Consider the following 20,867-nt stretch of genomic DNA (forward strand, 5'->3'; position numbering starts at 1 on the left):
TATTGTTAAGGTTTAAATGCCTGATATTGATTTTTAAATTTCTGGTAGCTCTGTTCTTCAATACTGAATTCTCCATACCAGACATAATCAAAGATATAAGACAAATTAGAAAAGTCGTTTTTCAGATGAGGAGCTTTTAACTCTGTTGCATAATCCTTATTTGTTTTCTCCGGATTCCAGTTGATCAGTTTTTTATCGCTCAGCTTTTTAAGAGCAAACAGGAACTGGTAACGAACTGCAGAACGATAATCTCCTGCCAGTTCAAATTTCGCAATACTTTCAGGGAAATTGATTTCATGGATATTTTCATGGAGTTCCTGCACATTGAGATCCAATTTTTTATTCTTTTTACCAAAAATAAAGTTCCCATCTTTTCCCATGATATATTTAATGATGAAATACAACAGAAAACCTACCAGGATGATCGCAAACAGACGGATAAGGACTGCAGTAAATTCCCCCGACTTTGTCAATGCTGTTTCCCCAAAAATTCCCTGTATAATCTGATTGAGCTTCCGCATCAGCTTTTGAAAGAAAGACTCTCTTGGCTTTGATACGGAATAGTCAAATTCATTTCCTTTATATCTTGACGGAATATTTTCTTTGAATGTTTTCGGATAGACTGTATTCTCTGATATCGGATTTTTCATCAGTACAGAATCTGCACGCAGCATATTTCTGTAATGTCCGGTTGTATATAGTGAATCTCCAAGATACTCATCAGCAGAATTATCATCCTGAGCCTGAACCAGCCCAAGGGAGAAAAAAAGCAGTATGAAAAAGAAAATTCTATTCATTGATTCCAATCGTATCTATTTCTGCAAGTTCTACTTTCTGATGAAGATCTGTTCTGCTGTCATAATACATCAATCCTGCATTCACATACATCAGGTTTGAAAGAAAAAATGAAATCAACATTGAAACTCCATAGAATACAAAAAACAAAATTCCCGCAGTTCCGGTAAAAGGATTCTGCTCAAAATTACCATCTGGTGTAGACGTAAGAAGCGATCCGTAAAAGAATATCATCGGAATAAACGTGAATATAGAGGTTATCATGTAAATAATAATAAACATCACAAATGCTGATCCCCAATATTTCCAGTACGGAGATTTCTCACTCCCGTTAGGATAAGAAAACTGCGATCGTAAAGCGTAACTCAGACTTCCCCAGAAACCTCTGTCCGAATTGAAATAATCATACATCAGAAATGTAGTAAAATTAAATATCGTTGGGTAAAGAATCAGAATCAGAAAAAATCCGATAACAATTAGAACGAGGATATAAGAAAACCCTACGACAAACAAAACCGCCGGAGTAACAATAAAGATCATACCCAGACACAGCTTAGCGATTCTCCCTGCATTGCTTTTAAAATCATGCAGAATTTCATCCGCTTTTATCTTATCTGCACCTTCTGCAATTCTTTTTAAATAAAAAACAGGATACAGGTAATTGACAATCATCAGAACCATAAAAAGCAGGAAAGTAAGTAATCCCACTGTAATCAGCATGCCGGCATTATCCGAAAAATACTGTTCAAAATAATACGTTTCACCTCCAAGATTAGATCCGAATATCTGAGAAAAGAGTTCTTTATACCCGAAAATCATTACGGTTACCATTAAGATCAAAAGCAGACCATTGATCAGAATATAGTTCTTAAAATAATTCTTCCCGTATAATTTGAAGAAATTAAAACTATCGCTGATAAAGTTTCCAAAATCTCTCTTTTTATAAAATTGTATCATTGATGTGCTTATTAGTTTTTTTATAGACAACAGACGGATATATAAAATAATAGAATCCTATAATTGCCAATGAACCGAAAATAATGATCAGATTAAGAAACAAAGGCATCTTCAAAGCATGTCTTGTAACATAACCTTCTATGATCCCTGCACAAATGGTGAAAGGAATAGTACTTAAAAATATTTTAAATGAATCTTTAAATCCTTTTTTAAAAGAATTAAACCTTGAAAACGTTCTCGGAAATAAAATAGATGCCCCCAAAATCAATCCGCACATCGCTTCCACTACCATAGCAAAGATCTCAAAAACTCCGTGAAGCCATATCCCTCTTGCACTATCTTTTAATGCTCCGTAATCATAGAAAAAATACTGGAAAGCGCCTAGCATCACACTATTAGAAAGCAATGCGAATAGTGTTCCCACTCCTCCTGCAATTCCGTAAATATACAGTTTCGCTCCTACCTGAATATTATTAAAAATAATCCCGATGGTACTTCCCCATGTACTTCCACTCTGATAAACCCCTACCGCATTATTATGTTTAATATTTTCAATGGTTTCATTTACGTAGCCTTCTCCCAAAATAATATTAACAAAGTCTTTATCATAAATGGCAGATAACACTCCTATTGAGGTAAACAAAATGAAAAAGAGAAAAGCATACATCAGATACCGCCTGTACTGATAGATCAGCAACGGAACTTCAGTCTTGAAAAAATAAACAAGCCTGTTCTCTTCTACTCTTTTTGTTTTATAAATCTTCTGAAATATCTGGGCAGATAAATGATTCAGGTAAACAGTGGTATTGCTTTTCGGATAATAAGTCTGCGCAAAAGAAAGATCATTAATCAGGTTAATATACAATGAAGACAGGTCATCAGGATTTTTTTTAATTTTCCCTTGAATAACCTGTTCTATTCCCAACCATTTTTCTTTATTTTGTTTAATGAAATAAACTTCTCTCATAATTGTTAAGGCTAAAATAATAAAAAATATGTCTCAAATTGCGATAAATACCTCACAAAATGTAAATATTAATTTTAATATTGCAGGCGTAGGAGAAAGGATGCTTGCCTTTATTATTGATCTTCTGATCAGGATAGCTTATGTGGTAATCACCCTGTATTTGTTCTTCAATATTTTTGACCTGGGGTATTTGCTAGACGGCCTTGATGAATGGTCTATAAGAGCTGTATATCTTATCCTTACTTTTCCTATTTACATTTATCCACTCGTGTTGGAAAGCTTAATGGAAGGCCAGACACCCGGCAAAAAACTGATGAAAATAAAAGTGGTAAAGATTGATGGTTATCAGGCAAGTTTCGCAGATTATATGATCCGCTGGGTTTTCAGAATTGTTGATGTATCATTTGCCGGAGTTATTGGACTTATCTCTATGATTGTTTCTAAAAACAACCAGCGCTTGGGTGATATCGCTTCCGGAACCGCCGTCATTTCTCTAAAAAACAACATCAACATCTCCCATACAATTCTGGAGAATATTCACGAAGATTACATTCCTTCTTTTCCTCAGGTCATTGCTCTAAGTGATAATGATATGAGAATCATCAAAGATAATTATACCAAAGCCCTGAAAGTAGACGACCGCCAGATCATCAGTAAGTTGTCTGAAAAAATCAAAAGTATTCTGAAACTTGAGATAGATGCCACTAAAATGACAGAAAGACAGTTTATTAATGTGATTATTAAAGATTACAATTATTATACAGGAAAAGACAGTTAATAGTGTCTATCGTCAATTTTGCTTCGCAATTGAATGGTCAATTTAAAAGCATCTAAATTAAAAGTTAAGCTTATTGCTTATGTAAGGTCGGTGCAATTTTTGTATCTTTAATTGTAAAGTTCAGAATCATGAAATTTGAAAACAATAAATCTGGGAACGGCGGAGTTCTTACTCTAAACAATGAAATAAAAGAAGTAGGCAGACTTACCTACACTATTTTCCCTGAAGATAACAAACTTATCATTTCATTTGTTCTTGTACATCCTGAGTTTGAAGGCAGAGGAATGGGAAAATTCTTAGTGGAAGAAGCCATCAAATTTGCCAGAGAAAATAAATGGAAAGTATATCCGCACTGTTCTTACGCAAGATCTGTGATGATGAGAATGAGTGATGTAGATGATATTTTTTTAAAGAATTAAAACCTCATTCAATAAAATATCTTCAATATCATCTGGATAATCTACTTTAAGATGATGATCAGAAGCAACCCATTCCATGATTTCCTGGAGATTTAAAACTTTAGAATTGGGTATTCCCATTTTGTCAAGAGCGCATGCATTACATTCCTGTTCATATTGATTGTGGATAGGAATTACGAACAGTTTTTTGTTCATAAACAATGCTTCTGCGGGGGATTCAAAACCTGCATTGCATAAAATTCCTTCGCAGCCTTCAAAGTATTTAAGGTACTGGCTTTCATCTATGGGAAATACTTCCACATTTTTTACTTTAACCTGTACTTTGCTGTATTTTGAAAACACCTTCCATTCAACAGGAATTTTTCTTAAAACCTTGATGATATTTTCATCAGCAAAACTCGGAAGATAGACAAGATAATATCCCTGTTTATAAGGATTAAGATTTCTTATTTTTCTTCTGATCACAGGTTTTTTGATCTGGGGATGATAATTTTCAAAGTGAAATCCTATTTTTCTTTCACTGGGAACATAGTATTTTAAAATCATTTCTCCCAAAAAGTCTTTTTTCTTTGGTTTTGGTGTTTCCGGAAAGCTCATAGAAGCCTGATGGCTCAATTCTATCATGGGAAGCTTTTTCAGTTTTGAAGCCCAGCCTGTCAGAGGCTCATAATCATTAATGATCAAATCATACTTTGAGAGTTCCAATTCTTTTATTGTTCTGGCTGCTTCAAGGAATTTATTTTCGGTAAACGTTTTTCGGTAGGACAAACCGCCTGTTTTGTTATAAAGAAGGGAAATACCTCTGTATTGGAAATTGATGTCAAAATCAGCCTTTAATTGAGATTGATGCCCGCTGATCAATGTATCAACGGAAGCATATTTTTTGAGAAGAGGAATAATTTCCTGCGCTCTGGCAACGTGGCCGTTTCCAGTACCCTGGAATGCGTACAAAATCTTCATCTAGGAAAAGTTGGTTACGATTTTTAAAAGAGCAGAATTATCCATTTCCTGAATTTCTTCTACTTCATCATCTTTCAGCAAATGCTTATGCTCATCATAATAAAAAATGGTCCATTCTTTATTATTATATTCTAAAGCAGAGAGATTTTCAATCCAGTCCCCTGAATTCAAGTAGGTACAGGATCCTTTTTTATTAACAACCTCACGGATTTGTGGCTGGTGTATATGTCCGCAAACGACATAATCATAATTATTGTCAATAGCCAGCTCAGAAGCTGTAAGTTCAAAATCTCCGATATACTTTACCGCTTTTTTCACATTGTTTTTGATCTTTTTTGAAAATGAATATTTCTCTTTACCCATTTTTTCTAAGAACCAATTTACAACATTATTGATAATAATCAGGAGATCGTAGCCTTTTCCGCCAAGTTTGGCAATCCATTTTGAGTGCTGGACGGATGCATCGAAAACATCCCCGTGAAATATCCAGGTTTTTTTCTGATCAATATTGAGGCAGATCTTATTACAGACTTTAAGTTTACCCAGTTCAAAATCTGTGAACTTTCGGAACATTTCATCATGATTGCCCGTGATGTAATAGACGTCTGTGTTCTTGGTTGCCAATGAAAGAATCTTTCTGATTACTTTCAAATGAGGTTTAGGGAAGTAAGACTTTTTAAACTGCCAGATATCAATAATATCACCGTTCAAAACTAAAGTTTTAGGCTGGATAGAATTGAGATATCTCAACAATTCTTTAGCCTTACATCCATAAGTTCCCAAATGAACATCCGATATAACAACTAATTCAACGTTTCTTTTCATAGTTTTGTACAAAGAAACTAATTGAAAGTTAACTGTATATGAATGCTATGTTATTTTTTATAAAGAGTCCATCAGCTCTTCTGTGATTTCCATGTTGTGGTAAACGTTTTGCACATCATCGTCCTCTTCAAAACGCTCAAGCATTTTCATATTAGCTTTGAACTGTTCTGCATTTACTTCTTTTGTATTGTTTGGAATTCTTTGAAGTTCTGCACTCTTTGCTTCAATTCCAAGTTCATCTAATTTGTGAGATAAAGAACCGAAATCTTCAAAAGCAGTTGTAATCATTACTTCTTCTTCATCTTTTTCCACATCTTCTGCTCCTCCATCAATCATTTCCATTTCAAAATCATCCCAATCCATTTTGATCTGAGCTAAATCAAGTGTGAAAATTCCTTTTCTATCAAAGATAAATGCCAATTCACCATTTTTCCCAAGGTTACCATCAAACTTGTTAAAAACAGCTCTTACGTTCGCTACAGTTCTTGTAGTATTGTTTGTAGTACATTCTACAAAAAAAGCAACACCACCTTGTCCGTAACCTTCATATGTAATTTCTTCATAGTTTTCTGCATCAGCACCGCTCGCTTTCTTAATCGCACGCTCTACGTTGTCCTTAGGCATGTTTGCCCCTTTCGCATTCTGGATACATCTTCTCAGTGCCGGATTAGATTCCGGATCTGTTCCACCAGCTTTTACAGCCAATGCAATGTCTTTTCCTATTTTGGAGAATGTTTTGGCCATTTTGTCCCATCTGGCCATTTTAGAAGCTTTTCTATATTCAAATGCTCTTCCCATTTTAATTTTTAAATTTCCAACAAAATTACTTAAAAGTCAACAAAAAAAAAATACCTCCAATAAAATTGGAGGTATTCATTATTTAGAAAAATTAATTATTTTTTCTTTTTAGCAGCAGCTTTTTTCTTAGCTGGAGCTTTTTTAGTAGCTTTTTTAGTAGCTTTTTTCGCTGGAGCAACAACATCAGATTTTTGATATTTGTTCCATTCACTGTCATCACCAATGTATCTAACAGTTACTTTTCTATCAGCTTGTCTTTCAGCATCAGATGCAGATTCTGCAACTTTAGCGTTTTGCTCTCCGATACCAACTGATTTCAATGCGTTAACATCTACACCTCTTGCATCTAAAGCAGCAACTACAGAAGCAGCTCTTTCTTTAGATAATTTCAAGTTGTAAGCATCGCTACCTTTTTTATCAGTTTCTCCAACTAATAAGAATCTACCTCCATCTTTCTTAATGATTTCAGAAGCAGTATCTAAAGCTCCTTTAGATTCAGGCTTGATTGTAGCTTTGTTGAAATCAAAGTATACACTCTTAAGGTTCTTTTCAACATCAGTAGCTGTTACTTCTTTTGGCTTAGGACATCCGTTGTATTCTGGAAGACCTGGAACAGTAGGACAAGCATCATCTTTATCTAAGATACCGTCACCGTCTGTATCTGGCCAAGGACAACCGTTGTTTTCAGCAGGACCTGCTACTGTAGGACAAGCGTCATCTTTGTCGATTACACCATCACCGTCAGTATCTGGCCAAGGGCATCCGTTGTTTTCAACTGGACCAGCCACTTCTGGACATTGATCGTCTTTATCTGGAACTCCGTCACCGTCAGTATCAGGACATCCTTGGAATTCTGGTAAACCTGGAGTATCTGGACAAAGGTCATCTTTATCTAGGATACCATCCTTATCTCTATCTCTGTTTCCGAATCTGAATAAGATAGAAGCAGAAGCTTGCCAGAAGTTAGCAACTGTAGAGTTGTCACCTGGAGTTGATACATAATCTCCTTGAACACCAAGACCGAAGTTCTTAGTTACCCAGAAGTTAGCACCAGCACCTGTAGCTACAGTAAAGTGGTTAGCTTTACCGTTTTCGTTACCATCCTTACCATTAACAACAGCTTCGATTGGATTACCGTTAGCGTCAACAGAAGTTCTAGGGAAAGTAAGAGCTGTATAGTCATGTCTTAAGTAGTTAGCACCAACTCTTAAATATGGATCAAACCAAGATTCTTCGTTCCATAAAAGACCTGCAGCGTGAGCCTGGAAACCAAGACCTGTCATTAGGAAAAATTCTTTCCCCATGTTGAATCTTTTGTTTTCAACGTTCCCAACAGAAGTCTGCCAGTCAATTACTAAACCTTTACCAACATTTCTAGCAACTGTTAACTTAGATAATGGAGGAGTAATAGAGAAGTTGTTCACATTGAACATACTCTTCGTCAAATTGTTAGCAGAGAACGTATTACTGAAGTTACCTCTTGCTGCTACGTGGTTTTCAGCATGAGCACCAACTCCGATTAACCACGGATTGTTGGTAGTCTGTGCGAAAACAGTAGAGGCAACAGTAAGCGCCAATGCTGAAATTCCTAATTTTAGATTTTTCATAGAATTAAATGATTAAATAATTGATAATGCAAAATAAATATAATTTTTCTTTATATACAAAGTTTTTCAAATGATTTTTAACTTTTCTTTAATATTCTGTCCAGGTTCCGTTTATTTTCTCTATCTTTTATCGCCTCTCTTTTATCGAAAAGTTTTTTCCCTCTTCCCAGCGCTATCAGCACCTTTGCTTTCCCCCTGTCAGTGATATATAATTTTAAAGGTATTATGGTGTTCCCAGCATCCTTTAACTTTTTTTCAAGTTTTTGTAATTCTTTTTTGTGCAAGAGCAATTTCCGTTCCCTTTTTGTTTTGTGATTGTAAAAAGTACCTAATTTATACTCATCAATCATCATGTTGATGATGTACAATTCCCCATCAATAAACTGACAGAACGATTCTGTGATAGACGCTTTGGATGAACGTAAAGATTTTATTTCGGTACCCGTCAAAACCATTCCTGCTTCATATTCTTCAAGAATTTCATATTCAAAACGGGCTCTTCTGTTTAATATGCTAACTGTTTTCTCAATCTTCATCATTTTAAAATTTCGTTAATGAAATATATAAAAAATACCAAACAATTAAAAACTTGACTATTATATTATTACAAAATACCCAAATTCTTTTCGTATTTTTGCGCCAAATTTACAAAACTATATGTTAACAGTATCTAACTTATCTTTACAATTCGGGAAAAGAGTTCTTTTTGACGAGGTAAATATTATGTTTACCAAAGGAAACTGCTACGGAATTATCGGAGCAAACGGTGCGGGAAAGTCTACATTCCTTAAAATATTAACAGGAAAGCAGGATCCTACAACAGGGCATGTATCTCTGGAACCAGGGAAGAGAATGTCAGTTTTGGAACAGGATCACTTTGCATATGATCAGTATACTGTTCTTGAAGCTGTTTTGAGAGGTAACAAGAAATTATTTGAGATAAAAGAGGAAATGGATGCGTTATACGCAAAAGAAGATTTCTCTGACGAAGACGGAATAAAAGCAGGTGAACTTGGTGTAATCTATGATGAAATGGGAGGTTGGACTGCAGAATCTGATGCACAGACAATGCTTTCAAACGTTGGAATCAAAGATGATATGCACTGGCAGATGATGAGCGAACTTGAGAACAAAGACAAAGTAAAGGTTCTTTTGGCTCAGGCTCTTTTCGGAAATCCTGATGTTTTGATTCTGGATGAACCTACCAACGACCTTGACATTGATACCATTTCATGGTTGGAGGACTTCCTTGCAGATTATGAAAACACAGTAATCGTTGTATCTCACGACCGTCACTTCTTAGATACGGTTTGTACACACATCGGTGACTTGGATTATGCTAAACTTAACCTTTACACAGGTAACTACTCTTTCTGGTATCAGGCTTCTCAATTGGCAACAAGACAAAGAGCCCAGGCTAATAAGAAAGCTGAAGAGAAGAAAAAAGAACTTCAGGACTTCATTGCAAGATTCAGCTCGAACGTTGCTAAAGCAAAACAGGCTACAGCAAGAAAGAAAATGATCGACAAATTAAATATTGACGATATTAAACCATCTTCAAGAAGATACCCGGCTATTATTTTCGAAATGGAAAGAGAGGCTGGTGATCAGATTTTAGATGTAAAAGGTCTTGAGAAAACAAAAGATGGAGAGTTATTATTCTCTAATGTTGATTTGAATCTTAAGAAAGGGGATAAAGTAGCTGTACTTTCCAAAAACTCTTTAGCGATTACAGAATTCTTTGAAATTTTAGCAGGAAATGTAGAAGCTGATAAAGGAACTGTTGCCTGGGGAGTTACAACTAACCAATCTCACATGCCTTTGGATAACACCAACTTCTTCCAGGAAGATCTAAGTCTGGTTGACTGGTTGAGACAGTTTACAAAAAATGACGAAGAGCGTCACGAAGAATTTGTAAGAGGATTCCTTGGAAGAATGCTTTTCTCAGGTGATGAAGCTTTAAAATCTTGTAAAGTACTTTCAGGAGGTGAAAAAATGAGATGTATGTTCAGCAGAATGATGCTTCAGAAAGCAAACGTTCTTTTATTAGATGAGCCTACCAACCACTTAGACCTTGAAAGTATCACTACTTTGAACAACTCTTTATCTAATTTCAAAGGAAATCTTTTATTGGCATCTCATGACCACGAAATGCTTTCAACAGTCTGTAACAGAATCATTGAACTGACTCCTACCGGAATTATCGACAGAGAAATGACTTATGACGAATACCTTGCTGATAAAAAGGTAAAAGAATTAAGAGAAAAAATGTATTCTTAATCAGAATAACATTAAAATTTATATAAAAAACCTCAAAGCGCTGCTTTGAGGTTTTTTGTTGGAAAATAAATAAAATAATTATTTCGTTAGTTTTGCTGTAGGCAAAGATACTGTTCCCGGATCTTTCCACATCCCGTCTTTCTCTGCTCTTTTTTTAATAGACTCTGCCCTTTTATTACTGTCAGGGTGAGAATTGAACATCTTCTCAAAATTACTTTGTGTACTTCCTTCTGAAAGTAATGCCAGCTTTTTGAAAGCTGTATAAGCTCCCACAACATCATATTTGTTAGCTTTCATAAAGTCGTATGAGTAAGTATCCGCTTCTGACTCCTGTTTTTTGCTGTGTGAAGCATCCAAAAATGCATTAGCCATCTTCCCTACCTGGCTCTCATTAAGTGTAGCTACCGCAGAAGAAGCTGATGATGCTGCATCTAATGCCGCCGCTTTCAGATAAGCAGATTTCATTGCATCTTTTGTATCCTGATTTTTCACGTGCCCTATTTCATGTCCGATAACGGCAAGCAGCTCATTGTCTGTCATGATATCCATCAGAGAAGAAAACACACGTACACTTCCGTCTGCACAGGCAAAAGCATTGATATCTTTTACTTTATAAACTTTATAATTCAAATTTAGACCGTCCTGAGATTTGTGTTTTCCAAACAACTTGTTCAGTCTCACGGTATACGGATCTTTAGGTCCTGCTACGGCATTATTTTTATCCATCCAATCTACTGATTCTTTGGATAATTTAATCGCATCTTCGTTCGTAAATGTTAAGGCTTTTGCACTATTTGAAACCATTCCGGCAGCTTTCCCAAGGTTAATTTTTTGTGCATTGATCGAATACATAGCCCCAGATAACATAAGGCATAGAGTAATTTTTTTCATAGTCATTTAAAATTTGGAGTCCGAAGATAGCCTTTTTTTAACAATTATTAAGTCGAAACTTCGTTCCAGTTCTTTCTAGAATGCTATTTTTTTTCCTTATTTTTGTGAAATGAGTCAAAAATGGATTTACAAGCCTGAACCCGATGAGGAAGTTGTGGACAGACTAAGTTCGTCACTTGGTTTTGGTACTTTTGAATCTAAAATCCTCGTTTTAAGAGGGATTGACAACTATCAAAAGGCCAGAGAATTCTTCAAACCGAACCTTAACGATATACATAATCCGTTTTTAATGGCAGATATGCAAAAGGCTGTAGAGCGTATTGCAACAGCAATTGAAAATGGTGAAAAAATATTGGTATATGGTGACTATGATGTAGACGGAACTACAGCGGTTGCCTTAATGTACCTTTACCTCAGCAAAATTGTTGAGAAAAAATATTTAGACTATTATATTCCTGACAGAAATTCTGAAGGGTATGGAATTTCTACTGAAGGAATTGATTTTGCCAAAGAAAATGGTTTCTCATTAATCATCGCTTTGGACTGTGGAATAAAGGCACTTGATATGATCAATTACGCCAGGAATCTGGACATTGATTTTATTATCTGTGACCATCACCTTCCGGGTGAAGAAATTCCGGATGCTGCGGCTGTACTTGATCCTAAAAGAAATGACTGCCGATATCCTTTCAAAGAACTTTCGGGATGCGGTGTTGGCTTTAAGCTCTGCCAGGGATTAAATACAATTTATAAATTACCAGAAGCAGAATTATTTGAACTAACTGATCTTTTGGCTATTTCTATTGCCGCCGATATTGTTTCCATGACAGGTGAAAACAGAGTATTGGCTAAAATGGGATTAAAAACTCTTAGAAAGACCAGAAATCTAGGATTAAGGTTGCTGATTCCTGAGGATAAACTTTCTCATTTTGAAATTTCAAATATTGTTTTTGAAATAGCTCCTAAAATTAATGCAGCCGGAAGAATCTCTCATGGTAAAGCAGCTGTAGAGCTTATGGTTTCCGACAATCTGAAACACGCCAACCAGATTGTGAGTGACATCATGAACCTCAACGATGAAAGAAGAGAACTGGATATGAATTCTACTCTTTCAGCATTGAATCAAATTATAGAGTCTCAGCAAGAAACCAAGCATACAACCATTGTTTATCATCCTGAATGGAATAAAGGAGTGATTGGTATTGTAGCTTCCAGACTTATTGAAACGTATTATAAACCCACTCTGGTATTTACTGATGGTAATAACGGGGAAATGGTAGCTTCTGCGAGATCTGTTTCTGATTTCGATGTGCATGAAGCTCTTGATATGTGTTCTGAATACTTCCTTAAGTTTGGCGGCCATCACGCTGCAGCCGGACTTTCTATGGAAAAAGACAAGTTTGATGCTTTCAAGGAAAGGTTTGAAAAAATTGTTTCTGAAAAAATTCAAGACCATCAAAAAGAACCTTCCATTGCTATTGATACTGAAATTAAAATTGATGAAATCAACAGAGAGTTTATCAATTTCCACAGAAAACTAGCTCCATTCGGGCCTCACAATATGAAACCTATTTTTACATTGACCAATCAGAAATTGTCAGGTTATGTAAAAACTATGGGGAAAGATAATAATCACCTTAAATTTTATATCAAGCAGGAATCTACAGGGCGAAATATTGAGTGTGTAGGATTCAAGCTAGGGCCATTTGTTGAAGATTTTAAAAATAAAAATTTTGACCTTGCTTTTACTCTTGAAGAAAATCACTGGAAGGGCAATGTCACTCATTATCTAAATATTAAGGATGTAAAATTCAGGGAGTAATTACTACTGCCTATCATCTGCTACCTACACATGAAAAAAATCGGTTTATTTTTCGGGTCATTCAATCCTATTCATATCGGACATCTTATTCTGGCGAATTATATTCTGGAAAATTCTGATATGGATGAACTTTGGTTCGTCGTTAGCCCGCAAAACCCGTTTAAAGACAAAAAATCTTTACTGAATGACCATAACAGACTCGACATGGTACAGCTTGCAGTAAAGCATTATCCGAATATGAGAGCTTCTAATGTAGAATTTTCTCTTCCGAAACCAAGCTATACTATTGACACTCTAACTTATCTTCATGAAAAATACCCTGATTATTCTTTTAGCCTGATCATGGGAGAAGATAATCTGAAAAGTCTTCATAAATGGAAAAATTCTGATATCCTGATCAAAAATCATCATATCATTGTTTATCCGAGAGTATTTGAAGGAGAAAAAGCAGATTCTGATTATTTGCAGCATGAAAATATCTCTCTGATCAAAGCTCCGATAATAGAACTTTCTGCAACGGAAATCCGTAATATGGTGAAGGATGGTAAAAATGTAAGACCTATGTTACCTCCTGAAGTTTTTGAATATTTGGATGGTAGCAGTTTTTATAAGTAATTTTGTAGATCAAAAAATGAGAGGTTAGAGAAAGACTCTTTGCTATTAACTCTCAACTCATAACTAAAGAAATGGATTTCATCGATAAATTTTTCTCAAAATATTCTCAGGAAAAAATCATCAAATGGTTTAAACAGATTTGTGTTGCTGAAGCTGTTTCATGTCTTTTACTGTATTGTGTTGCGATGATCTGGATTCGATATGATGAAAATTTATATTCTATTATCTTCATCAGTGTTATTGGCAGTTTACACGGATTCTTTTTTACGCTTTACCTTTTACTCTGCCTTCCTGCAAGAAAAATTTATAATTGGGATGATGAAGATTTTGTTTTTGCCTTATTGTCTGCATTCTTCCCTTTTGCAACGGTTTGGGTAGACAAAAAACTAGCCCGATTCGACAGAGAATAAATAATAAATATACTGCATAAAAAAAGGACCCTTGAGGTGGTCCTTTTTATTTTTAGTGTCATTACATATCCCGTTTTACATGTCCTGTTGCCGTGAAGGTATGATTACCGGAATTATCTGTAAAAGTTCCATTAATTGTAAAATCAATATAATCCCCCAAAGCTCCAAAAGCAGTTATATCTACAACCAGATTTCCGTTATTTGATGTAATAGAACCTCCTGAAAATTCAACCATGTGCCCAGTAGTAAAACTTGCCACAACACCCAGCACATTGATTTGATTCATATAGAAAGAAGGTCCTGCAGGATTCATTGAGTTTATTCTCAATTGCTTTGCCGAAATAACAGGTGATGTGGTCGTAAGCCCACCCCATTGTGCGTTAAATGTTCCCAATACATTAACAACAGGCTGATTGTCTATCTTATAGCTTATAAATTCATTCACAGAATTGCAAGCCATAATATTCCCCAGATCTACATTATTAGATGTTGCTGTGAAGGTAACTTCATTGGTGGTCTGAAGAGTAGTGTTATCAAATCCTTCATAAATAAGTTGAGGGTTTACTGTAGTACATAAATAAGTGTTAAATGTAAAATTTCCATTGCTATCTACCGGAACTGAGAGATACTGGAAATAGTTTGTAATCCCTGGCGGCCTCAGTACTACATAACCATCACTTACATTGGCATTAGAACATGTTTTCAGGATTCCCTTAATCATATAACTGGTAGACGCAGGCGGATTTACTGTAATATCTGTTATAGTTGTTGTCACTCCAGCTGGAAAAGGTCCCACATTATTTGCATATATTACATTATTACAAACATCATAAACCTTTAAGCTAAGAACTTCACCTGCCGGAACAATTCCGGAAACCATCCCTGTATTATCCGTCATCCCGTAAGGCTCATATGCTTGAGAGCTTCTTTTTAAAGCTACTTTAATATTAGGCAAAATCTGCCCTGCAGAATTTTTTACGGTTACTTTCATTGTTGCCTGCTCAAATTGTGCATCACAATTCCACCAGGAAAAATGACTTACTGTTCCTACATAGGCATTTCCAATCTTTGTTGCCGAACCTTCTTCTTTCCACATTCCTGTATCTTCATTATAGGACCATAATGGAATTGTGGCAGGTGAACTGGAAGTTTGTGCGGCATCCACAGGGATAGTGATTTCTGCGTTATGGCCGTTTGCAATCTGAAGATTTTGTCCCGCACTTCCCGTCAACTGTACATGTAGCATTCCAAAAGTTTCCATCACTCTGGCATTACCATTTGAATTGGTTGCCAAAAAAGATCCTGGCATCAGTTCATTAAGATATTGATTGGATGGTGCTAAATGAAAAACTCCAACACTCACACTTCCTGAATAGGCATTTCCGTTCGCATCTTTAAAACTACCGTCAAATTTCACTTTAGTTCCGTTGGGTAATGAAACGGTAGATGTAGAACCTGATGTGATTGTAGAAGTCATTGTTGCAGGAATCATCATGATGTTCACCCTATTTATTCCGTTGGTAGGTACCAAAACCCGTGATGCATTTACATAGCCGGATTTTGTCACTTTTATATGGGCAAAATTTTCTTTTACAGAAACATTTTTAAATGTGAAGGAACCTTTAAGATTGGTTGTAGCCATACTTGTTCCGATGGTAACGGTTGCTCCTGATACCGGAAGCCCGTTTGTATCAAGAACTACACCCTGGAAGTTTTTTTGCGCAGTATTCCCAAAATTATAACTGGAAGGAGGATTTGTTGTGTTGTCATCTATTTCTGATAAAGTTTCATTTTTACATGAAAACATCAACACAAACAATAATAATAAGAGGTAAAATTTTCTCATATGGTATTAATTTTTAGTTTTCACTAAATTAATAATAAAACACAATCATTATTATCTTTTCTGATTTCTCATCAAATATTTTTTAAAATTTTCATCAATTTCATTCCGTCATGTAACAAAAATAAACTTTAAATTGTCTAATTAAGTAACAAAGTCATTTGAAACCTAAAATTGATGTAAAATTTTAGTAACTGATAATCAGTTATTTAAATATTAATCAAAAACATTTTAAGTACTTTGCATTGCATGATACTAAATTTATTATATATCTTTGCAATGTAAAATAACAAACCATACAAGCTATTAATTAAAAAATAATATCATGAAAACTCAAATTCTTATTGCAGCACTATTCTTCGGTGGACTTGTAACTGCCCAGCAGAAAAAAGACAGTTTGAAAGTAAATGCTATTGATGCAGTGAATATCAAGAAGCAGGTTTTCAAAAAACAAGGGGACCGTTTAGTTTATGATGTAGCTTCTTCATCTATTGCTAAAGGAACCAACACCTTTAATCTTTTGAAACAAACACCTATGATTTCCAGCATTGATGGAAAAACACTGAAGATTTTAGGAAAAAATGATGCGGTGATCTACATCAACAATAAGAAAACAAATATGGATTCTGAGGCATTAATTGAAATGCTGAAATCTACTCCATCAGAGGATATCCAGAAAATTGAAGTGATTACAGTTCCGGGAAGTGAATTCCAGGTAGAGTCCAAAGAAGGGGTGATTAATATTGTAATGAAAAAAAGCAAAAACAACGGTTACAACGGAACGTTGAAAATGCAGAATGAGCAAGCTTATTACAACAACCCTAATGCGGGAGCTTCATTTAACTTCAGACAAGGAAAGTGGTCCGGTAATTCAAACTTCAGAACAGGAAGCTGGACAGACAGACAAAGATATACGCTCTCAAACGGAGATCCTACTTTCAAAAATGAATCATTCGGGTTTAATGATGATCCTAATAAAAATTTTGGTGGAGGTTTCAACATTGATTATGAGATCAATAAAAAGCATAGTCTTGGTTTCTCCTACAACATGAGATATAATAAGAGTTTTAATTCTGTACTGGATATTACCAACTGGCAAAATGGAGTTTTAAACAACAGAACAGTCAATAATGAAGATGCGCAAACCAGAAATCATTCTTTCAATTTAAATTATGAAATGAAAACCGATTCTCTGGGAAGCAAGCTTACCTCAAACGTATCTTACCTGTGGTTCAACAGAGATAAAGTAAGTTTCAATGAAAGTTTTCCTTTAACTAATGATACCATCAACAAGTATTCAGCACTTCATCAATCAGTACCTCAAATTATTAACAATTATGCAGCCAATATCGACTATCTGAAAAAAACAGCTAAGGGCGCAACATGGTTAATGGGGATCAGCTACAATCATACGAACACAGATAATGATACTCAGCAGGATAAACTGAAAAACGGAGAGTTTATAATAGATCCCAACCAAACCAACCACTTTATCTATAAAGAAAATATTCTGGGAATTTATCTGAACTATGAACGTAAGCTTACTGAGAAAATTTCTGGAAAAATAGGAGCCCGATATGAAATGACAAGAAGTACCGGAGATATTGTAGACAAAACAGGATTTGAAAGAAATTACAACAACCTGCTGCCTTATCTGAATTTAAATTATGCCATCAATTCTGATCATAATTTGAGTTATACATTTTCCAGCAGAATCAGAAGACCGAGATTCTGGGAGCTGAATCCTTCGAGAACGTATTTTACTCCAACCAATTATACGCAGAACAATCCATTTATATTGGCTTCCAAATATTACAATCAGGAACTCAATTATATGTACAAAAATGCATTCTATGCCAACCTTAGCTTTAATATGGTAGAAGATGCCGCTGCTTCAGACCTTCTTCCATTGCAGGGAACTGTAACGGCTCCAAAAAAGGATTCTAAAGGAGATATCATCTACGATATCAAGGGTAACAAAATCATGGAAACAACAAGATTTCTGCGATATATCAGAACCAATTACGGGAAAAACAGAGAGATTGCTCTTACTCTGGGGATGAACAAATCATGGTTCAAAGACATATGGACAACCAATTATTCTGTGAACTTAGGGTATGTCACTTATTCAGGCGGTGTATGGGAAGATCCTACTTCTATGCCGGCTCCGGGAGAAACAGAAGTTGTAGATCCTTATATCATTGATGTTAAAAACTACAATATGTCTGTAACGTTCAATAATGTCATCAGACTTTCTTCCAAAAAAGACTGGTTTTTAGGAGTTAATTACTTCTTTGCAAGCCAGACTGCAATGGAAGGAGGTATGATAGGAGCAAGACAAAGCTTTGATTTCAGTCTGAAAAAAATCGTTGGTGACTGGACTATTGTAGCGGAGGTAAGTGACTTATTTAATCAAAGCTTTTACAGTATTAAAGGAGTACAGCCAAACGGGAAATATAATAATATCACCAACTTCAATTATCCAAGGCTAATGAGCATAGGAGTTACTTATAATTTCGGAAATCAGAAACTGAAAAAAGCAAGGGAAATGAAATCAGCTAACGATGCTGTAAAATCAAGAACCTAATCTATACAACATACATCACTAAATCCACTCTTAAATAAAAAAACATGAAACGTATAATTTTGTCAATGGCTATTGTATTTGGTACTTGTGCATTTGCTCAGGAAAAGAAAACCGATACGGCAAAAACAAAAAATATAGAAGGTATTACTATTACAAAACAGGTTTTCAAAAAACAAAGTGACCGTTTTGTATATGATGTGGCAGCTTCTCCTGTTGCCAAAGGAAATACCACTTTTGACCTTCTGAAGCAGACTCCCCTATTATCATCAACAGATGATAAAACATTAAAAATCGCAGGAAAAAATAATGCCCTTATTTATATCAACGGAAGAAAAAGCAATATGGATGCTGAGTCCCTGGCTCAGTTCCTGAAAAATACTCCGGCAGAAAACATCCAGAAAATTGAAGTGATTACCGTTCCGGGAAGTGAATTTCAGGTAGAATCATCGGATGGGATTATCAATATCGTTTTAAAGAAAAAAATGAGTGACGGTCTCAACGGAAATATGAGAATGTCTAATACAACCAGTAAATACAATGGAAGCCAGGCCAGCTTTTCTGCCAACTACCGAAAAGGAAAACTGGGAGTAAGCGCCAATCTAAGCGGTGGTGAAAATATAGAGGCACAAACTTACACTTTAAGAAACGGAACTGCAACTACTTCCAATGAATCTACCGGAGATATTGACGATCCAAACAAAAATATCGGAGGTTATCTGAATATTGATTATCAGCTGAATGATAAAAGCAATCTGGCTTTATCATGGAATACCTGGGCCAATAAAAGCTATAATTCTACCGTAAATCTTTTCAATACCATCAAGACAGAGGGCGGAACAAAGTATACGTGGTCCAAGAATAAAGAAGATGCAAGATCTTACAACAATTCCGTGAATTTAAATTATGAATTAAAAACTGATTCCTTAGGCAGTAAGCTTAATGTAAATGCGGCTTATCTTAATTATAAAAGATTCCAGTTTACAGACAACAGAACGCATATGTCTGACGTGAATATGGGACTCGGAAAAATGACTACACAGGTATTTCAGGATCTTCCACAGATTATTAATAATTTTTCCGGAATGGTAGATTATAATCAGAAATTTAAAAATGACCTGACCGTTTCAATAGGAGGAAATTATAACAAAACCAAAACAGACAACGATTCTAAAAACATAACTTATTCTTTTAATCCCGCAGAAGCTCCGGATTCAAGACCCAACCATTTTATCTATGATGAAAACATCTACGGTATGTATGTAACCGTGGAGAAGAAGATCTCGGATAAAATTTCCGGAAAAATTGGAGCAAGATATGAAATTACAAACAGTCTTGGAACTTCTGACAATGCTCCTACAGACGAACTTAAAAGGATTGAAAGAAATTACAAAAACATCCTTCCTTATCTAAGCTTCAATTATGCAATCAATGATAAGAATAATATTTCGTATTCCTTTTCAAGCAGAATGAGAAGACCAAGCTTCTGGGAAATCAATCCGGTAAGAAACATCCTTACAGATGATAATTACACGCAGAATAATCCATTTGTAAAGGCTTCATCTACTTACAATCAGGAATTAACTTATATGTACAAAAATTCATACTTCCTGATTTTAAATCATTCTTACATTCAGGATGCTATTACTCAGGTTCCGCTGCAGGGATATCCGGTATCTCCGGATGGTACAGTAGGAAAAAATCCTGTTCTTAGATATATCAGAACCAATTTTGGAAACAAGCAGGAGATGTCTGCAATGGTAGGTATTCAGAAGTCATTCTTCAAACAATACTGGACAACCAATTTCAATATTGGTGTTCAGCATAACATCAACAATGGAAGTCTTGATACAGATCCTACTACAGGAGATCGATTTAGGAATAAGAAGGGTGAAGATATTGTATACACCAACAAAACCAATTCTACCAGTCTCTTGATTCAGACCAACAATACGATCCGTCTTGATAAAAAGAAAACATGGTTCTTTGGGGTTAATTATTTCTTCGTAGACAAGCAGCAGATTGAGCTTGGATTACTGAAAAGTTTAATGAGCTTAGACCTCAGCATCAAGAAAGTATGGAACGAGTGGACCTTCGCTGTCAATGCTAATGATATTCTTAATACCAATATCGTTAAAATTGAAGACTTCCAGGACAACGGGAATTATAATTACATCCACCAAAATCGTTACAACAGAAACGTAATGGTAAGTCTTACTTATAATTTCGGAAACCAGAAAGTGAAAAAAGTACGAGACATTGAAGGCGCATCAGATGCTATCAAAAGCAGAACAAGATAAAAACATTATCTTTCTT

At 35.3% G+C, this 20,867-nt stretch carries 18 protein-coding genes; 8 read left to right on the top strand and 10 right to left on the bottom strand.

The window, feature by feature from the left end; genetic code table 11:
- Positions 1–5: 5 nt before the first annotated feature.
- Genes FW780_RS12155 through FW780_RS12165 form a run of 3 tightly spaced genes read right to left on the bottom strand, consistent with a single transcriptional unit; the run spans position 6 to position 2,719 of the window.
- Positions 6–797, bottom strand: a complete 792-nt coding sequence (locus FW780_RS12155) for a DUF4129 domain-containing protein (RefSeq protein WP_149833874.1) — start codon at positions 795–797, stop codon at positions 6–8.
- Positions 790–1,752 carry a DUF4013 domain-containing protein gene (locus FW780_RS12160; protein ID WP_149833875.1) on the bottom strand — a complete coding sequence of 321 codons (963 nt, stop codon included), beginning with the start codon at positions 1,750–1,752 and terminating at the stop codon, positions 790–792. Before FW780_RS12160 ends, FW780_RS12155 begins: the two co-directional genes overlap by 8 nt.
- Positions 1,736–2,719 (bottom strand): stage II sporulation protein M, encoded by a 984-nt coding sequence (locus tag FW780_RS12165; protein WP_149833876.1) that lies wholly within the window; start codon positions 2,717–2,719, stop codon positions 1,736–1,738. The genes FW780_RS12160 and FW780_RS12165 overlap by 17 nt, the downstream gene beginning before the upstream one ends.
- A gap of 28 nt (positions 2,720–2,747) precedes the next feature.
- Here FW780_RS12165 and FW780_RS12170 point away from each other — a divergent pair, with 28 nt between their 5' ends.
- Both FW780_RS12170 and FW780_RS12175 read left to right on the top strand, forming a co-directional pair.
- Complete coding sequence (locus FW780_RS12170) at positions 2,748–3,497, top strand: RDD family protein (RefSeq protein ID WP_149833877.1); 750 nt, start codon at positions 2,748–2,750, stop codon at positions 3,495–3,497.
- Positions 3,498–3,625: 128 nt separating this feature from the next.
- Positions 3,626–3,916: a GNAT family N-acetyltransferase gene (locus tag FW780_RS12175; RefSeq protein ID WP_149833878.1), complete on the top strand. Its 291-nt coding sequence runs from the start codon at positions 3,626–3,628 to the stop codon at positions 3,914–3,916.
- On the opposite strand, the gene FW780_RS12180 is transcribed toward FW780_RS12175, so the two are convergent.
- The 5 genes from FW780_RS12180 to smpB all read right to left on the bottom strand — a co-directional run bounded on the left by FW780_RS12180 (position 3,905) and on the right by smpB (position 8,642).
- Complete coding sequence (locus tag FW780_RS12180; protein ID WP_149833879.1) at positions 3,905–4,876, bottom strand: glycosyltransferase family protein; 972 nt, start codon at positions 4,874–4,876, stop codon at positions 3,905–3,907. The two genes, FW780_RS12175 and FW780_RS12180, sit on opposite strands and share 12 nt — an antisense overlap.
- Positions 4,877–5,701 carry a UDP-2,3-diacylglucosamine diphosphatase gene (locus FW780_RS12185; RefSeq protein ID WP_149833880.1) on the bottom strand — a complete coding sequence of 275 codons (825 nt, stop codon included), beginning with the start codon at positions 5,699–5,701 and terminating at the stop codon, positions 4,877–4,879.
- A gap of 57 nt (positions 5,702–5,758) precedes the next feature.
- Positions 5,759–6,499 carry a YebC/PmpR family DNA-binding transcriptional regulator gene (locus FW780_RS12190; protein WP_149833881.1) on the bottom strand — a complete coding sequence of 247 codons (741 nt, stop codon included), beginning with the start codon at positions 6,497–6,499 and terminating at the stop codon, positions 5,759–5,761.
- Positions 6,500–6,594: 95 nt separating this feature from the next.
- Entirely contained in the window at positions 6,595–8,106 is a 1,512-nt protein-coding gene (locus FW780_RS12195; RefSeq protein WP_149833882.1) for an OmpA family protein, read from the bottom strand.
- Between the two features lie 77 nt (positions 8,107–8,183).
- The gene (gene smpB, locus FW780_RS12200; protein WP_045501613.1) at positions 8,184–8,642 is read right to left on the bottom strand and encodes an SsrA-binding protein SmpB; all 459 of its coding nucleotides are present in this window, start codon (positions 8,640–8,642) and stop codon (positions 8,184–8,186) included.
- Positions 8,643–8,763: 121 nt separating this feature from the next.
- On the opposite strand from smpB, the gene FW780_RS12205 reads away from it, so the two are divergent.
- Positions 8,764–10,386, top strand: a complete 1,623-nt coding sequence (locus FW780_RS12205; protein ID WP_149833883.1) for an ABC-F family ATP-binding cassette domain-containing protein — start codon at positions 8,764–8,766, stop codon at positions 10,384–10,386.
- Between the two features lie 78 nt (positions 10,387–10,464).
- Here FW780_RS12205 and FW780_RS12210 read toward each other — a convergent pair whose 3' ends face one another.
- Entirely contained in the window at positions 10,465–11,277 is an 813-nt protein-coding gene (locus FW780_RS12210) for a M48 family metalloprotease (protein WP_149833884.1), read from the bottom strand.
- 109 nt (positions 11,278–11,386) lie between these two features.
- Between FW780_RS12210 and recJ the strand changes: the two genes are divergently transcribed.
- The 3 genes from recJ to FW780_RS12225 all read left to right on the top strand — a co-directional run bounded on the left by recJ (position 11,387) and on the right by FW780_RS12225 (position 14,124).
- Positions 11,387–13,099, top strand: coding sequence for a single-stranded-DNA-specific exonuclease RecJ (gene recJ / locus FW780_RS12215; RefSeq protein ID WP_149833885.1), 1,713 nt, complete (start codon positions 11,387–11,389; stop codon positions 13,097–13,099).
- 30 nt (positions 13,100–13,129) lie between these two features.
- Positions 13,130–13,714, top strand: a complete 585-nt coding sequence (gene nadD, locus FW780_RS12220) for a nicotinate (nicotinamide) nucleotide adenylyltransferase (protein ID WP_149833886.1) — start codon at positions 13,130–13,132, stop codon at positions 13,712–13,714.
- Between the two features lie 71 nt (positions 13,715–13,785).
- A complete protein-coding gene (locus FW780_RS12225) occupies positions 13,786–14,124 on the top strand; it encodes a DUF3817 domain-containing protein (protein WP_149833887.1) in 339 nt (112 codons plus the stop codon).
- A gap of 61 nt (positions 14,125–14,185) precedes the next feature.
- Here FW780_RS12225 and FW780_RS12230 read toward each other — a convergent pair whose 3' ends face one another.
- Complete coding sequence (locus tag FW780_RS12230; RefSeq protein WP_149833888.1) at positions 14,186–15,970, bottom strand: carboxypeptidase-like regulatory domain-containing protein; 1,785 nt, start codon at positions 15,968–15,970, stop codon at positions 14,186–14,188.
- 322 nt (positions 15,971–16,292) lie between these two features.
- On the opposite strand from FW780_RS12230, the gene FW780_RS12235 reads away from it, so the two are divergent.
- Both FW780_RS12235 and FW780_RS12240 read left to right on the top strand, forming a co-directional pair.
- Entirely contained in the window at positions 16,293–18,554 is a 2,262-nt protein-coding gene (locus FW780_RS12235) for an outer membrane beta-barrel family protein (protein WP_149833889.1), read from the top strand.
- A 44-nt stretch (positions 18,555–18,598) separates the two neighbouring features.
- A complete protein-coding gene (locus FW780_RS12240) occupies positions 18,599–20,851 on the top strand; it encodes a TonB-dependent receptor domain-containing protein (protein ID WP_149833890.1) in 2,253 nt (750 codons plus the stop codon).
- Positions 20,852–20,867 lie beyond the last annotated feature (16 nt).

The sequence above is a fragment of the Chryseobacterium sediminis genome, assembly GCF_008386505.1.
GTDB classification, from domain to species: Bacteria; Bacteroidota; Bacteroidia; order Flavobacteriales; family Weeksellaceae; genus Chryseobacterium; species Chryseobacterium sediminis.

Bases quoted from the DNA above. Each gene is read 5' to 3' on its own strand.
- FW780_RS12205 (WP_149833883.1), top strand. From the start codon at position 8,764: ATGTTAACAGTATCTAACTTATCTTTACAATTCGGGAAAAGAGTTCTT.
- nadD (WP_149833886.1), top strand. From the start codon at position 13,130: ATGAAAAAAATCGGTTTATTTTTCGGGTCATTCAATCCTATTCATATC.
- recJ (WP_149833885.1), top strand. From the start codon at position 11,387: ATGAGTCAAAAATGGATTTACAAGCCTGAACCCGATGAGGAAGTTGTG.
- FW780_RS12230 (WP_149833888.1), bottom strand. From the start codon at position 15,970: ATGAGAAAATTTTACCTCTTATTATTATTGTTTGTGTTGATGTTTTCA.
- FW780_RS12180 (WP_149833879.1), bottom strand. From the start codon at position 4,876: ATGAAGATTTTGTACGCATTCCAGGGTACTGGAAACGGCCACGTTGCC.
- FW780_RS12190 (WP_149833881.1), bottom strand. From the start codon at position 6,499: ATGGGAAGAGCATTTGAATATAGAAAAGCTTCTAAAATGGCCAGATGG.
- FW780_RS12160 (WP_149833875.1), bottom strand. From the start codon at position 1,752: ATGATACAATTTTATAAAAAGAGAGATTTTGGAAACTTTATCAGCGAT.
- FW780_RS12170 (WP_149833877.1), top strand. From the start codon at position 2,748: ATGTCTCAAATTGCGATAAATACCTCACAAAATGTAAATATTAATTTT.
- FW780_RS12210 (WP_149833884.1), bottom strand. From the start codon at position 11,277: ATGAAAAAAATTACTCTATGCCTTATGTTATCTGGGGCTATGTATTCG.
- FW780_RS12165 (WP_149833876.1), bottom strand. From the start codon at position 2,719: ATGAGAGAAGTTTATTTCATTAAACAAAATAAAGAAAAATGGTTGGGA.
- FW780_RS12225 (WP_149833887.1), top strand. From the start codon at position 13,786: ATGGATTTCATCGATAAATTTTTCTCAAAATATTCTCAGGAAAAAATC.
- FW780_RS12240 (WP_149833890.1), top strand. From the start codon at position 18,599: ATGAAACGTATAATTTTGTCAATGGCTATTGTATTTGGTACTTGTGCA.
- FW780_RS12175 (WP_149833878.1), top strand. From the start codon at position 3,626: ATGAAATTTGAAAACAATAAATCTGGGAACGGCGGAGTTCTTACTCTA.
- FW780_RS12195 (WP_149833882.1), bottom strand. From the start codon at position 8,106: ATGAAAAATCTAAAATTAGGAATTTCAGCATTGGCGCTTACTGTTGCC.
- FW780_RS12185 (WP_149833880.1), bottom strand. From the start codon at position 5,701: ATGAAAAGAAACGTTGAATTAGTTGTTATATCGGATGTTCATTTGGGA.
- FW780_RS12235 (WP_149833889.1), top strand. From the start codon at position 16,293: ATGAAAACTCAAATTCTTATTGCAGCACTATTCTTCGGTGGACTTGTA.
- smpB (WP_045501613.1), bottom strand. From the start codon at position 8,642: ATGAAGATTGAGAAAACAGTTAGCATATTAAACAGAAGAGCCCGTTTT.
- FW780_RS12155 (WP_149833874.1), bottom strand. From the start codon at position 797: ATGAATAGAATTTTCTTTTTCATACTGCTTTTTTTCTCCCTTGGGCTG.